Source organism: Ruegeria sp. AB5 (assembly GCF_056542645.1).
In genome coordinates, this window is record NZ_JBQGAE010000002.1 from 386659 (window position 1) to 401588 (window position 14930).

The window sequence follows — 14930 nt, forward strand, 5'->3', positions numbered from 1 at the left end:
CACGTGACAGACGGGCAAAAAATAGTAAAACCAGCGATAGCCAACCAAGAGGAGCCGCCATGGCCGATGTCAATCGGGGCAACCGCCCGCTCTCGCCACATATTATGATCTACCGCCCTCAGATGACCTCCATATCCTCGATCATGGTCAGGGTTTCCGGGCTTGGAGTTTTTGCAGTCGTCATCCTGGTTGTTTGGTGGCTTCTTGCTTCGTCATCATCCGAAAGCGCATTTGCGTTGATCGACAGCTTCTTGACCAGCTGGTTTGGCACGCTGATCCTGATCGTTGCGACCTGGGCGCTTTGGTATCACACCCTGGGCCGGTTGCGTCATGTGCTTTGGGATTTCGGCTATTGTCTGGACGTCAATCTGTCCGAGAAGTTGGGCCTGGGCATGTTTGTCGGTGCCACTATCCTGACAATCCTTACAGTGCTAGTGGTCTAAGGAGGCGGACATGCGATATCTGACAGACCGCAAACGCGCGCAAGGGCTGGGCGCAGGCAAATCCGGAACGCAAACGCATTGGCGGGTCATGGTTCGTGCGATGATCCTTACGGTTTTGGTTCCGGTTTTCGTAATCACGTTCGGCACAGGTTTTGGCGGTACCTACGAAGAGGTCCTTGCCTATTTCAGTCGTCCTTTCCCGGCCATCGTCACAGCTCTGACACTGGTCGTTGGTTTGCAGCAGCTTATGTATGAAGCTCAGGAAACCATCGAAGACTATGTTCATGGGATCCTTGAAAAAGTCTCTCTCGTTGCGATGTGGGCGCTGGGCTACACGCTGATGGCAGCCGGGCTGTTTGCCCTAGTCAAGCTGGCCCTGTGACGCGCGGTAAGGAACAAGAATTATGACAGCAGCATATGAATATGAAACCCACGAGTACGACGTCGTTGTCGTAGGCGCTGGTGGTGCAGGTCTGCGCGCTACGCTGGGTATGGCCGAGCAGGGCCTGCGGACGGCTTGTGTCAGCAAGGTTTTCCCGACACGCTCGCACACCGTTGCCGCGCAGGGCGGGATCGCAGCGTCCTTGTCGAACATGGGACCGGACCATTGGCAATGGCACATGTATGACACCGTCAAGGGCTCGGACTGGCTGGGCGATACCGACGCGATGGAGTACCTGGCGCGAGAAGCGCCAAAGGCGGTGTACGAGCTGGAACACTACGGTGTGCCTTTCAGCCGGACAGAAGAGGGCAAGATATACCAGCGTCCCTTTGGTGGCCACACCACCGAGTTCGGCGAAGGCCCCGCGGTGCAGCGCACCTGCGCCGCTGCTGACCGGACCGGCCACGCGATCCTGCATACCCTGTATGGTCAATCGCTGAAGAACAATGCCGAGTTCTACATCGAATACTTCGCCATCGACCTGATCATGTCCGAAGACGGGCAATGTCAGGGCGTCGTCTGTTGGAAGCTGGACGATGGCACCATGCATGTGTTCAACGCCAAGATGGTTGTGCTGGCGACCGGTGGTTATGGCCGCGCGTATTTCAGCGCCACTTCGGCCCATACCTGCACCGGTGACGGCGGCGGCATGGTGGCCCGCGCGGGTCTGGCGCTGCAGGATATGGAGTTTGTTCAGTTCCACCCGACCGGCATTTACGGCTCGGGCTGCCTGATCACCGAGGGCGCGCGCGGTGAAGGCGGATATCTGACCAACTCGGAAGGCGAACGGTTCATGGAGCGTTATGCGCCCCAATACAAAGACCTTGCGCCGCGCGACTACGTCTCGCGTTCGATGACCATGGAAATCCGCGAAGGGCGCGGTGTGGGTGCGGAAGGCGACCACATTCACCTGAACCTGTCGCACTTGCCTGCGGAAGCCCTGGCCGAGCGTCTGCCGGGCATTTCGGAAAGCGCCAAGATTTTCGCAGGTGTTGATGTGACTAAGGAACCAATCCCGGTTCTGCCGACTGTTCACTACAACATGGGCGGTATCCCGACGAACTACTGGGGTGAAGTTCTTAACCCGACCGCCGAAGACCCGACCGCTGTGGTCCCGGGTCTGATGGCTGTGGGCGAGGCAGGGTGTGCTTCGGTTCACGGTGCGAACCGTTTGGGTTCGAATTCTCTGATCGACCTTGTGGTGTTTGGCCGCGCAGCGGCGATCCGTGCGGGCAAGGTTGTAGATGCCGAGGCCCCGAACCCGGTTTTGAATCAGGCATCGGTCGACAAAGCCTTTGACCGTTTCGATACCATCCGCAACGCCGATGGTGGAATCGCCACCGCCGACCTTCGTCTTGAGATGCAGAAAACCATGCAGGCGGATGCGGCTGTTTTCCGAACCGCCAAGACCATGGCGGAAGGCGTCGAGAAGATGACCGCCATCGCTGCCAAGATGGACGACGTTAAGGTCACCGACCGCTCACTGGTCTGGAACAGCGACCTGATGGAGACGCTGGAGCTGACCAACTTGATGCCCAATGCACTGGCCACCATCGTTGGGGCCGAGGCGCGTAAAGAGTCCCGAGGCGCTCACGCTCATGAGGACTTCAGCGACCGTGATGACAAGACCTGGCGTGTGCATACTGTCAGTCGGGTTGAGGGCAACACGGTCGATCTCAGCTATCGCCCGGTGATCGTTGATCCGCTGACGAACGAAGATCAGGGCGGGATCAGTCTGAAAAAGATCGCGCCCAAGGCGCGGACCTTCTAGGGGAGGCGGACGTCAGGCAATGCGGTGCATGCACCTCATACCCAAGGACGACGCAACGACGTCCAACCGTTCGGCACCAAATGGTGTCCGGAGGCGGGTATGACGGTCGAAGTGCTCCGCTCTACCCAAACCGATCCGAAAATCATTCTGATTGGTTTGAACCGCTGTGCGACGACTTCGTTCCATAGGCTGTTTCAGGACAGTGGCATTTCGTCAGTGCATTGGGTGGACGACCAAGGCGACAACCTCGCGCATCGCATGGTGACCAACATGGCGATGGGCCGGAAACCCCTGGACGGGTTTGGGGCGGTCAGGGCCTTTACCGACATTGCCTTTGTAAATGCGCGATTCATGCTGGATGGCACACGGTTTTTCCGCGAGCTGCACGCCGCCTACCCGGACGCCTATTTCCTGCTGAACACGCGCGATGCGGACGATTGGATCGCCTCGCGCGCGCGTCACAGCAAAGGCGGGTATCTGGAACGCTGCTGCAAGGCAAATGGGATGTGCGCAGACGACGTAAAACAGGGCTGGCGCCAAATGTATGATGTGCACCACGCCGAAGTGCAGGCCTATTTCCGGGGCAATTCGAAATTTCTGCGCTTTGATATCGACCGGGACGACCCAGAGGCTATCGCCAATTGGGTCTCGCCGGATTTTGACGTGAACGTTGCCCATTGGGGGCACTACAATCGAGGCGCGTCCGAGCGCGCCCGGACAGGCTGAATGGAGAATTGACATGGTTCAACTGACCCTGCCCAAGAATTCCCGGATCACAACCGGCAAGACCTGGCCCAAACCGGACGGCGCTAGTAATGTGCGCAAGTTCCAGATCTATCGCTGGAACCCGGATGATGGCCAGAACCCGCGTGTCGACACCTATTTCGTCGATATGGACACCTGCGGCCCGATGATCCTGGACGCGCTGATCAAGATCAAGAACGAGATTGACCCGACCCTGACCTTCCGCCGGTCCTGCCGGGAGGGGATCTGTGGCTCCTGCGCAATGAATATCGACGGGATCAACACGCTGGCCTGTATCTATGGCATGGATGAGATCAAGGGCGACGTGAAAATTTATCCGCTGCCGCATATGCCGGTGGTCAAGGACCTGATCCCGGACCTGACCCATTTCTATGCCCAGCATGCCAGCATCATGCCGTGGCTTGAGACCAAGACCAACCGCCCGGCAAAAGAGTGGAAGCAGTCCATCGAGGACCGTAAGAAACTGGATGGTCTGTATGAATGCGTGATGTGCGCCAGTTGCTCGACCTCATGCCCCAGCTACTGGTGGAACGGCGACCGCTATCTCGGCCCCGCAGCACTGTTGCATGCCTATCGCTGGATTATCGACAGCCGTGACGAGGCCACGGGCGAACGTCTGGACGAGTTGGAAGACCCGTTCAAGCTCTATCGTTGCCACACCATCATGAACTGCGCCAAGACCTGCCCCAAGGGCCTGAACCCGGCGGCGGCGATTGCCCATATCAAGAAGATGATGGTCGAACGCTCAGTGTGATTGACGCCAGCACTTGCCGTATTGCGGCAAGTGCATGCCCCTTTTGCAAATTCGGACGGTGTTGTCAGCTAGAAAACGCAGTATCTTTGCAGAAGGGAGGAGTGACGGAAACAGGATCACTCCGATGCAGACAGAATCTCAGAACTCAAAACTCTCGGCCAAAGACGCATTGGCGCTGCTTGAACAGGCTTGGGCGTACTACACACCCGAACCGGCACCTGTTGACACGCAGCACGAACCGGATTTGTTCGAATACGCAAACGCGGCGTGACCTTGCTGGCGGGCTTGCCAGACAGGTCGCGAACAGGTGAAATGAAAACATGCCTGTTCTTTTGCTTCTCTTGGCTGCCGGAGTGTTCGCCTATTTCTACTGGCGGTCTCGTACGTCATCTCTGACGAGGGATTGTCGATGGCGACTGCACCGAAGTGAAGGGCAATGGGTATGCGCCTACTGCGGCGCAGAATCGGAAGGTCAGGCAAGTCCCACGAAGTGTTTGCGGCAATCCGCAGGAAAATGAATATCGGGCAGAGACGTGCTCTGCCCGTACAGGGTCAACTTGCGTTCGGGAATGCGGCGGTCAAGGCGATCTCGACCATATCGCCAAAGCTCTGCTCACGATCAGAAGACGGTAGCGCTGCGCCCGTCAGCAGATGATCCGAAACAGTCAGAACTGCCAAGGCCCGACACCTGTGACGTGCGGCCAGTATGTAAAGCTCGGCTGCTTCCATCTCGACGCCCAGAATACCGTGCCGTACCATTTGTTCGTTCAGGTCAGGGCGTTCATCGTAAAAAACGTCCGAGGAGTAGATTCCGCCGACATGGGTCGGCGTGCCCTTGTCAGCCGCTGCATTCGCCGCCGCCTGCAACAACCCCCAATCCGCGCAGGGCGCAAAATTCAGTTCTTTCATAATGCCCCGGGACGGTGTGCTTAGCGTCGTCGAGGTCATTGCCAGAATAACGTCGCGCAGATTGACACTTTCCTGCATCGCTCCGCACGAGCCAATGCGGATCAGCGTTCTCGCACCGAAATCACGGATCAGTTCATTGACGTAAATCGACAGGGACGGCATTCCCATTCCGCTACCCTGAATGGTAACGGGATTTCCTTTCCAGGTTCCTGTAAAGCCAAGCATGCCGCGAACGTTGTTGATTAACTTAACGTCATCCAAAAACGTTTCCGCCGCCCATTTCGCCCGATACGGGTCGCCGGGTAAAAGAACGGTTTCTGCTATTTCGCCTTTTTCTGCGCCAATATGGATGGTCATATCGAAAACAACCCTAAATCAAATTTCCAGGTCAGAGATATCGGCACCGGAATTCAACGCATCATGCACCCATTGCGGCTTGCGTCCACGACCGGTCCACGTCTGTTCCGGGGCGTTTGGGTTGCGGTATTTTGCCTTTGATTTTGGTGCCTTGGAACTTTTTGACGTACCATCAGCGAGGTCTGACAATGAAAACCCGAACTCGGCAGCGGCCTTTTCAGCGGCTTCCAAGGCAGCTTTGCGTTCCCGCTTTTCTGCGTTTGCAAGCGCAACGTCGATGTCACCGCGCAATTCCAAAAGCTCATTGCGCGACATTTTTTCGAGATTCAGTCCCATTCCAATTCCTTTTTTCTGCGATTGACGCATTGGGTTGGAAACGCCCCAACGCGTTTTGCATGCCGCAGTAATCTATTTCCGGCGTCCCGAAAATAGCATTAAAGGTCTTTTGGGTAAATCTGCTGCTATTCGGCGGCGATTTCTTGCGGGTCTACCAATGTGACGATATCACCCATGATTGCGTTCAATTCGAAATTCTTGGGCGTATAGATTTTGGAAACACCCATTTTTCTCAAAACTTCCGCATCATCGTCTGGAATAATGCCCCCCACGATCACGGGGATGTGGGACAGCCCTGCCTCTCGCAGGCGAGCAATCACATCCTCAACAAGTGGAAGATGGCTGCCCGAAAGAATCGACAAACCAATCACATGGGCATCGTCCTGCAACGCGGCCGCGACGATTTCTTCCGGGGTCAGCCGAATCCCCTCATAGCTGATGTCCATGCCGCAATCGCGGGCACGGAAAGCGATTTGTTCGGCTCCGTTCGAATGACCGTCCAGTCCCGGTTTCCCAACCAGAAATTTCAGGCGACGGCCCAGCCGGTCACTCACCGCATCCACAGCGGCCCGCAGGTCGTCCAATCCTTCTGTCTTGTTCGAAACCGAGCCGGACACGCCGGTCGGGCCGCGATAGGTGCCGTAGACCTTGCGCATTTCCTCGGCCCATTCACCCGTTGTTACACCGGCTTTGGCGGCAGCGATAGAAGGTTCCATGACGTTGGTGCCGGCCTTTGCCGCGTCACGCAGAGCTGTCAAAGCTGCTGTCACCGCAGCATCGTCCCTGTCGGTGCGCCATGTGTTCAGGCGGTTGATCTGTTCCTGCTCGACGGCCGGATCCACAACCATGATCCCGCCATCTTCGGTTTGCAGGGGCGAAGGTTCGCCTTCGATCCATTTGTTCACGCCAACCACAATAGTTTCGTTGCGCTCGATCCGGTTCAAACGCTCGGCATTGGAATCCACCAGCCGGGATTTCATGTATTCGATCGAGGCAACCGCTCCGCCCATCGAATCGAGATTCGCCAATTCCGCGCGTGCGCCCTCTTTCAACTCTTCGACTTTGGCATCCACTGCCGGGTTGCCATCAAACAGATCTCCATATTCCAGCAGGTCGGTTTCGTATGCCAGAATCTGCTGCATCCGCATCGACCATTGCTGATCCCACGGGCGGGGCAGGCCCAGAGCTTCATTCCAGGCAGGCAGTTGTACCGCACGGGCACGTGCTTTCTTCGACAGAGTCACGGCCAGCATTTCGATCAGAATGCGGTAGACGTTGTTTTCCGGCTGTTGTTCGGTCAAACCCAGCGAGTTGACCTGAACACCATACCGGAATCGGCGGAACTTCGGGTTCTCGACTCCATAGCGTTGTTGCAGAATCTCATCCCAAAGATCGACGAAAGCGCGCATTTTGCACATTTCGGTGACAAAGCGGATGCCCGCATTCACGAAGAACGAAATCCTGCCACACAGTGCCGGGAAGTCTTCGGCGGGAACACGGGGGCGCAGTTCGTCCAGAACGGCAATCGCCGTTGCCAACGCATAGGCAAGTTCCTGTTCCGGCGTCGCTCCGGCTTCTTGCAGGTGATAGGAACACACATTCATCGGGTTCCATTTCGGGACGTGCGTGTAGCAGTATTCGGCCACATCCGCGATCATCTTCAGTGACGGTTTTGGTGGGCAGACATAGGTACCGCGGCTCAGGTATTCCTTGATCAGGTCGTTTTGCACCGTGCCCTGCAGTTTCGAAACATCCGCGCCTTGTTCCTCGGCCACCGCAATATACAAAGCCAGCAGCCAGGGCGCCGTGGCGTTGATGGTCATCGACGTGTTCATCTGCTCAAGCGGAATCTGGTCGAACAGCACGCGCATGTCACCCAGATGACAGATCGGCACACCGACTTTCCCGACCTCGCCCCGTGCCAGCGTATGGTCACTGTCATATCCGGTCTGTGTGGGCAGATCGAACGCCACTGACAGGCCGGTCTGGCCTTTGGCAAGGTTTCCACGATACAGCGCATTCGAGGCCTTGGCGGTGGAATGACCGGCATAGGTTCGGATCAGCCAGGGGCGGTCTTTCTGCGTCTGCGTCATGGATGGGCCTCGCATGTCGTTGGGTAACAAAATTTCGTCTTGGGCTTCTAAAGCGCAATTTTCAGGCCTTGTCAATTCGCTGCGTTGCGGCATTCCTGAATTGTGTAGATTGTGAGCGGTTTCGATTAGTGGCACTGTGCCGCCATGATGCAAACCGTGGAACTTCCGCTGTGGCTTTTCCTGCTGATTGTGGTCTTTGCCATGGTCACGTTTGCTTCGCATTTTCTGTTCCCCTCAGTGCGTTGGTTCTTTCGACGCAGGCTGGAACGGGCCGTGTCGCAATTGAACACACGCCTGCAACGCCCCATCCAACCGTTCAAGCTGGCGCGGCGTCACGACATGATCCAACGATTGATCTACGACCCGCAGGTTGGGCAGGCCGTTCAGCAACATGCCCGCGAGGAGGGGATACCCGAGGCCGTGGCGTTCGAAAAAGCCCGCCGATATGCGCGTGAGATCGTGCCATCGTTTTCGGCCTTTGCCTATTTCAGCTTTGCCATTCGGCTGGCCCGATTGCTGAGCAACACCTTTTACAATGTGCGTCTCAGCTATCAGGATGAACGGGCCATCAAGGACATTGATACCGAGGCGACTGTTGTCTTTGTCATGAATCACCGCAGCAATATGGACTATGTATTGGTCACCTATCTGGCTGCGCAGCAGTCGGCCCTGTCATATGCGGTGGGAGAATGGGCGCGGGTCTGGCCGCTCAGCCGATTGATCCGGGCGATGGGCGCGTATTTCATTCGGCGCAGGTCGGGCAGCGAACTGTATCGACAGGTGCTGTCGTGCTATGTCCGTCATGCGACCGAGGCTGGGGTAACGCAGGCGATGTTCCCAGAGGGCGGGTTAAGTCTGACTGGCGCATTGGGGCGGCCAAAACTGGGTCTGCTGAAATACATCATCGATGGGGCCGCGCCCGAGGGTCGCGATGTGGTCTTTGTACCCGTGGCGTTGAACTACGACCGTGTGCTTGAAGACACCATTCTGACACGCGCGGCCTTGGGGAGCGAACGGCGCTTTCGCGCGCGGATCGGCGTGATCACCACCTGGATTTTGAAACAGATCTGGCGTCGTGTTTTCGGTCGCTACAAGCGGTTTGGTGTAGCTTCGGTGCGATACGGTGAGCCCATATCTCTAAGAGAGTTCGGGGACGCAACGGGCGAAGATATGATGACCGACTTGGCGCGCGAATTGATGCGCCGGATCAGCAAAGCGATTCCGCTCGTTCCTGGACCGGCCGCCTGTCGGTTGCTGCGCGAATTCGGATCCTTGCCAGAACAGGAAGTACAATCCCGCATTGTCTCAATAATGGAGCGCAATAACAGCGGGTCGTCCGGGAACGCTGATGCCGTGCGTGAAGCGTTGGATCAGCTTGTCGAACGGCGTATACTGAGCCGAAAGGCAGGGGTGTTGAGCCTGTCAGGTCAACGTGTCGATTTGCTCGACTACTACGCTGACTCGGTGCCGAACCGGGCTGAACCCGAAGATACTGCACCTGCAAAAGAGATTTCTGCACCTGCTGGGTCATAAAATTACAAAATTGATCCGAAAAAGGTTGCAATATTACTATCTCGTCAATATTTCAGTCTGTGAAGCGCGCGATTCTGCGTCGCGGCAAAGATATTGAAAAAAGGAGGCCAGCATGGCTTTGGACACCGAAAGCGGTATCGCGTCGTACGAGGCACCCGAGAAGGACCTCTATGAAATGGGGGAAATCCCTCCGATGGGGTATGTGCCCAAGCAGATGTATGCCTGGGCCATTCGTCGAGAGCGCCACGGCGAGCCCGATACGGCAATGCAGCAGGAAGTGGTTGATGTCCCGGAACTGGACAGCAACGAGGTGCTGGTATTGGTGATGGCGGCGGGCGTAAACTACAACGGTGTCTGGGCTGCGCTGGGCCAACCGATCAGCCCGTTTGATGGCCACAAGGCACCGTATCATATTGCGGGCTCGGATGCCTCGGGCATCGTCTGGGCCGTCGGTGACAAGGTAAAGCGCTGGAAAGTGGGCGACGAAGTCGTCATCCACTGCAACCAGGACGACGGCGATGACGAGGAATGCAACGGCGGCGACCCGATGTATTCACCGAGCCAGCGCATTTGGGGCTATGAGACGCCGGATGGCTCTTTCAGCCAGTTCACCCGCGTGCAGGCGCAACAGCTGATGCCACGCCCCAAGCACCTGACGTGGGAAGAGGCGGCGTGCTACACTCTGACACTCGCCACTGCATACCGGATGCTGTTCGGCCATGAGCCGCATGACCTCAAGCCCGGCCAGAACGTTCTGGTTTGGGGGGCGTCTGGTGGTCTGGGCTCCTACGCGATCCAGCTGATCAACACGGCAGGTGCGAATGCAATCGGCGTCATCTCAGACGAAAGCAAACGTGACTTTGTGATGGGTCTGGGCGCCAAGGGCGTGCTGAACCGCAAGGACTTCAACTGCTGGGGTCAGCTGCCCACGGTCAATACACCGGAATATGCCGAGTGGTTCAAAGAGGCCCGCAAGTTCGGCAAAGCGATCTGGGAAATCACGGGCAAAGGCAACAATGTTGATATGGTGTTTGAACACCCCGGTGAAAGCACCTTCCCGGTTTCGACCTTCGTGGTGAAAAAAGGTGGAATGGTCGTGATCTGTGCGGGCACCACTGGGTTCAACTGCACGTTCGACGTCCGCTACATGTGGATGCACCAGAAACGCCTGCAGGGCTCGCACTTTGCGCATCTCAAGCAGGCTGCGGCTGCGAACAAACTGATGGTCGAACGGCGGCTTGACCCCTGCATGTCAGAGGTCTTTGCCTGGAACGACCTGCCTGAAGCGCATATGAAAATGCTGCGCAATGAACACAAGCCCGGCAACATGTCGGTTCTGGTTCAGGCCCCCCGCACGGGCATGCGCACACTCGAAGAGGTTTTGGACGCACGTTCATAATCAAACAAAAAGCAGACACAAAACACCCGCGAATCGGTCTTTCGGTTCGCGGGTGTTTTTCGTTCTTGGCGGCCCAAACGTGCTTTCAATAGGTTGAAAATTCAGCCCTCGCTGTTTTTGGGGAGTAGAAACCGGTGAATAGGCCGAAAAAGACCATGCATGCTATGGTTGTATTAACACTTCGTTAACTGTTTCCGAGAGACCCTGATGGCGCAAAATGAGTGGATACTGGACGTATTGTCGGACCTCAACGCGTTCGCTGTTGCGAATGGGTTGACGGCCTTGGCCGAACAGCTTGATGACACAAGGCTGATTGCGGCGGCCGAGATCGCGTCCATGAACGATGAGGCACGGGCGCCCGCGGATGGGAACAGAACTCGATTTGAGTCAGATCCTGAAGGATTTGGAAAACACCAACACGCTTGATGAACTCAGCGCTGTTGCCTTTCGACTACGCGATCGTCTGAAAGTCGAGCATTTGACGTACCACTGGGTGGATGGTGCTGGAGATCAATACGGCTGCACCACGTACTCTGATGCCTGGGACGAGAGGTATCGGGAAAGAAACTACCACCGCATAGACCCAGTCATTCTGGGCTGTTTTCAACGCTTTCATCCGGTCGATTGGAAAACGCTGGATTGGTCCGGTAAGGTGTCCAAGGCGTTTTTGCAGGATGCTCTGGATCACGGCGTGGGAAATCAGGGCTATTCAATCCCGATCCGGGGACCCAACGGCCAGTTTGCCCTGTTTACCGTCAACCACAGCTGTAACGATCAAACCTGGCAGGACTTCATCTCGACCTACGGGCGTGAACTGATCCTGGTGGCGCACTACATCAATCGCAAAGCGCTGGAATTCGAGAAAGACAGACAACCCGAGTCGACACGCGGCCTGTCCCCACGCGAAATCGACGCGATTACGCTGTTGGCGCTGGGCTATAGTCGCGCACAGGTGGCCCATTCCCTGTCGATTTCAGAACATACATTGCGGGTTTACATTGAAAGCGCGCGCTCGAAACTGGGCGCGCAGAACACCACTCACGCCATCGCAACGGCACTCAGCCGAGGGTTAATAGTGGTTTAAGCAACGTGCGGTCCTCGAACAGATAATTAACCACGACTCTGTACCCCTTTCGTTCTTGCACAGGACGACGAGGGGTAGAAAGTCATGTTGCGTTATCTGTATGCCGATGAGTTGCATAAGTTCCCAACTCTGGCCGCGGGAATGTTTCGGGATCGCGCGGATCAGTTCAAAACCCGATTGGGCTGGGATGTTTATGTCAATGAAAAAGGGGAAGAACGGGATCAGTATGATGATCTCAACCCGCTCTACGTGATTTGGGAGGAACCCGATGGCAGCCATGGCGGCTCGATGCGGGTTCTACCGACAACTGATCCGGTGATGGTGAACGAGGTGTTCGGCCATCTGAATGAAAGCGGACCGATCTGCAGCCCACTGATATGGGAAGTGACGCGGTTTTGTCTGTCCCGAACAGCCAGCCCGCATACGGCAGGGGCTATCATGCTGAGTGGTGGCGAGATGATGGAGGGGTTTGGTCTGACTCATATCGCCGGGGTTTTCGATGCGCGAATGATCCGCATCTACCGCTTGATCGGATCATCTCCGATTGTGCTGGGATCGCAAGGCACGGGACGAGAAAAGATTTCGGTTGGGCTGTGGCCTTACTCGGCCGACGACTGCAACCGCGTGGCCGAACGCGCAGGGATCCCGCGCGACTTGTCCCGACTGTGGTTCAGAACTGCGTTTGGACCGGCCAAACAGCACCGGTTTGCCTTGTCTGCGTAGTCCTCTGAAAACACAAATCGGCATCTGGTGAAGGGTGGCGTGGCCCTGTAGGGTCGCGCCATGTCATTGCCGAATGTAACCTTCTCAGAAGATCAGGCCGCAGCATTTGACAGCATCGCCGAGATGCTGCGATCTGCCGGGGTGGACCTTGAAGATGATGCCCTGCTAAAGCTGCCTGGCAATGGAAAATCCGGTGTTATGGCAGTGATTGGTAAGGCCGGCTCGGGCAAGACACTTTTGCTGGCCGAGCTATATAAGGCACTGGCTGAAACGGGTGTACAGATCGTTTCAGGCGACTATGAAAGCCGCAAATCCCGCGACAAGCGCAGCCTTGCTATTCTGGCCCCAACCAACAAGGCGGCCAGCGTCCTGCGTCTGCGCGGTGTTCCCGCGACCACCATCCACCGTATCCTCTATACACCTGTCTATGACCCGGAATACGAACGCATCGCCGACTGGCTGGCGGGCAATGACGAACGACCCCAGATCGAAGGGTTGACCGACGAGGCCCTGGATCGCGCGGCCGCCTTCTACGAGAACAACAAGTCGATCCCCGGAGCATTGGCCGCAGCAGGCTTGCGGGGCTCGGACTTCATCACAGGGTGGAAACGCCGGGATGAGCCGCTCGATATCGGGTTTGTGGACGAAGCCTCGATGCTGGATGACCGGCAGTTCGAAGATCTGCAAGAAATCTTTCCTACCTTGCTTATGTTTGGCGATCCGGCCCAGCTGGCTCCGGTGAATCAATCAGGCAGCATGGTGTTTGATGGGCTGCCCGAGCCGCGCAAACTGACACTGCATCGCGTACACCGCCAGGATGCGGATAATCCTATCCTTGACTTGGCCCACGCGCTTGCCGATCCGGCCTTGGGGTTTGAGGAGTTCGAGCACCTTGTCGAAGATACCGCGCGTCGGGATGACCGTGTCGTCTGGGGTCAGCGGGTCGAGGTTGACCTCATGGCACGCAGCCCGGTTTTGGTCTGGCGCAACGCAACCCGCATTCGTCTGATTCAGGCCTTCCGTCAGGTCCATGGCGCGCCTGAGACCGAGTTGTTGGAGGGCGAGCCGCTGATTTGTGACGGGATCGAGCTGCCGCTGAAACACCGTAAGAAGCGCCTGGATCTTGAAGCGCGTGGCCTGATAAAAGGCGCGCAGGTCGTGTATCTGGGACCGGGGCGAAAACCGGGGTTTTCGCGTTTGCACGTCATGGGGGCCGAGGACCCTCAGGTCAGTGCGGCATCGATTGTGCAGATCGAAAAACCGGATGAGGAAGAGCCCTTTATCCCCTATGCCGCGCGCATGGGCGCAACCTTTTTGCATGGGGCCGCGGTGACCATTCACAAGGCGCAAGGGTCACAATGGGACACGGTGCAGGTCTTTGCGCCCGACATCTACGCCGCCGCCCGCATGGGCCGGACCGAGGCCGGGCAGCCCTTGTGGAAGCGTCTGGCTTATGTCGCCATCACTCGCGCGCAAGAGCGGCTGATCTGGGTGGTGCGCAACAGACTGTCGAAACCGACGCACCCGCTGCGCGTAGATGACCTGCGCGCGGTTCCGGCGGCATCGCTGACACTAGAGGCGGAGGACACATGAAATCCATCCTGATTACCGGCGCAAGTTCCGGCATAGGTAAAGCCACTGCTGAATTGTTTTTGTCCGAAGGCTGGACCGTTGGCCTTCTGGCACGCAGCGAGGACAAGCTGACCGCTATGGCCGAGGCGCATCGGAACGCGATCCCGTTGGTTGCAGACGTGACCGATCCGGTTGCCGTTGCGCGTGCGTTTCGATCCTTTTCAAACCGGGCTGATAAGCTAGACGTATTGTTCAACAACGCAGGGCTTTTTGCGCCCGGCGGTACGATTGACGAAATTGCGTTGGAGGACTGGTACCAGAGCGTCAACGTCAATCTGAACGGTATGTTCCTGAGCGCGCGCGAGGCATTCCGGATTATGCGGCATCAGACACCGCAAGGCGGTCGGATCATAAACAATGGATCGATCGCGGCGTATGTGCCCCGCCCAAATTCGGTGCACTATTCTGCGACCAAACATGCGATTACAGGCCTGACGCGCAGCTTGTCGCTGGACGGCCGTGACTTTGGCATAGCATGCGGTCAGATCGACATCGGCAATGCCCGCACGCAGATGGTGCAGGGGCTGGTGGATGCCGCTGTTGCCCAAGGCACAACGCCTGATCCGACCATGGCTGTCGAAGATGCGGCGCGGTCAGTTTTGCATATGGCCAACCTGCCGCCCGAGGCAAATGTACAGTTCATGACCGTGATGGCCACAACCATGCCTTACATCGGACGGGGTTGAACG

15 protein-coding genes are annotated in these 14930 nt (G+C 57.1%); 12 read left to right on the forward strand and 3 right to left on the reverse strand.

Annotated elements, in window-relative coordinates; translation table 11 throughout:
- Positions 1-59 precede the first annotated feature (59 nt).
- The 6 genes from sdhC (at position 60) to ACR0L4_RS07265 (ending at position 4446) form a co-directional block, all read left to right on the forward strand.
- Positions 60-443, forward strand: a complete 384-nt coding sequence (gene sdhC, locus ACR0L4_RS07240; RefSeq protein WP_480511713.1) for a succinate dehydrogenase, cytochrome b556 subunit — start codon at positions 60-62, stop codon at positions 441-443.
- A gap of 10 nt (positions 444-453) precedes the next feature.
- Positions 454-825: a succinate dehydrogenase, hydrophobic membrane anchor protein gene (locus ACR0L4_RS07245; protein ID WP_170749895.1), complete on the forward strand. Its 372-nt coding sequence runs from the start codon at positions 454-456 to the stop codon at positions 823-825.
- Positions 826-847: 22 nt separating this feature from the next.
- Entirely contained in the window at positions 848-2656 is a 1809-nt protein-coding gene (gene sdhA, locus ACR0L4_RS07250) for a succinate dehydrogenase flavoprotein subunit (protein ID WP_170749894.1), read from the forward strand.
- Positions 2657-2755: 99 nt separating this feature from the next.
- Positions 2756-3382 (forward strand): sulfotransferase, encoded by a 627-nt coding sequence (locus ACR0L4_RS07255; RefSeq protein ID WP_480511716.1) that lies wholly within the window; start codon positions 2756-2758, stop codon positions 3380-3382.
- 13 nt (positions 3383-3395) lie between these two features.
- Positions 3396-4175, forward strand: a complete 780-nt coding sequence (locus ACR0L4_RS07260; protein ID WP_170749892.1) for a succinate dehydrogenase iron-sulfur subunit — start codon at positions 3396-3398, stop codon at positions 4173-4175.
- Positions 4176-4299: 124 nt separating this feature from the next.
- Positions 4300-4446 carry a hypothetical protein gene (locus tag ACR0L4_RS07265; protein WP_480511718.1) on the forward strand — a complete coding sequence of 49 codons (147 nt, stop codon included), beginning with the start codon at positions 4300-4302 and terminating at the stop codon, positions 4444-4446.
- A gap of 281 nt (positions 4447-4727) precedes the next feature.
- Here the strand turns inward: ACR0L4_RS07265 and deoD are convergent, their stop codons facing one another.
- The 3 genes from deoD to ACR0L4_RS07280 form a co-directional block, all read right to left on the reverse strand.
- On the reverse strand, positions 4728-5441 hold the full coding sequence (deoD, locus tag ACR0L4_RS07270) for a purine-nucleoside phosphorylase (RefSeq protein WP_480511720.1): 714 nt from the start codon (positions 5439-5441) through the stop codon (positions 4728-4730).
- A gap of 18 nt (positions 5442-5459) precedes the next feature.
- Complete coding sequence (locus ACR0L4_RS07275; protein WP_170749889.1) at positions 5460-5777, reverse strand: H-NS family nucleoid-associated regulatory protein; 318 nt, start codon at positions 5775-5777, stop codon at positions 5460-5462.
- Between the two features lie 125 nt (positions 5778-5902).
- Positions 5903-7870 (reverse strand): protein meaA, encoded by a 1968-nt coding sequence (locus ACR0L4_RS07280; protein ID WP_480511722.1) that lies wholly within the window; start codon positions 7868-7870, stop codon positions 5903-5905.
- Positions 7871-8014: 144 nt separating this feature from the next.
- On the opposite strand from ACR0L4_RS07280, the gene ACR0L4_RS07285 reads away from it, so the two are divergent.
- From ACR0L4_RS07285 to ACR0L4_RS07310, 6 genes are all read left to right on the forward strand, one after another.
- Positions 8015-9403: a 1-acyl-sn-glycerol-3-phosphate acyltransferase gene (locus tag ACR0L4_RS07285; protein WP_480511724.1), complete on the forward strand. Its 1389-nt coding sequence runs from the start codon at positions 8015-8017 to the stop codon at positions 9401-9403.
- Positions 9404-9515: 112 nt separating this feature from the next.
- The gene (gene ccrA / locus ACR0L4_RS07290) at positions 9516-10802 is read left to right on the forward strand and encodes a crotonyl-CoA carboxylase/reductase (RefSeq protein ID WP_170749886.1); all 1287 of its coding nucleotides are present in this window, start codon (positions 9516-9518) and stop codon (positions 10800-10802) included.
- Positions 10803-11166: 364 nt separating this feature from the next.
- Positions 11167-11886 carry an autoinducer binding domain-containing protein gene (locus ACR0L4_RS07295; protein ID WP_170749885.1) on the forward strand — a complete coding sequence of 240 codons (720 nt, stop codon included), beginning with the start codon at positions 11167-11169 and terminating at the stop codon, positions 11884-11886.
- An 84-nt stretch (positions 11887-11970) separates the two neighbouring features.
- On the forward strand, positions 11971-12609 hold the full coding sequence (locus ACR0L4_RS07300; protein ID WP_480511727.1) for an acyl-homoserine-lactone synthase: 639 nt from the start codon (positions 11971-11973) through the stop codon (positions 12607-12609).
- 60 nt (positions 12610-12669) lie between these two features.
- On the forward strand, positions 12670-14202 hold the full coding sequence (locus ACR0L4_RS07305) for an ATP-dependent DNA helicase (protein WP_480511729.1): 1533 nt from the start codon (positions 12670-12672) through the stop codon (positions 14200-14202).
- A complete protein-coding gene (locus ACR0L4_RS07310; protein WP_480511732.1) occupies positions 14199-14927 on the forward strand; it encodes an SDR family oxidoreductase in 729 nt (242 codons plus the stop codon). Before ACR0L4_RS07305 ends, ACR0L4_RS07310 begins: the two co-directional genes overlap by 4 nt.
- Positions 14928-14930: the final 3 nt, after the last annotated feature.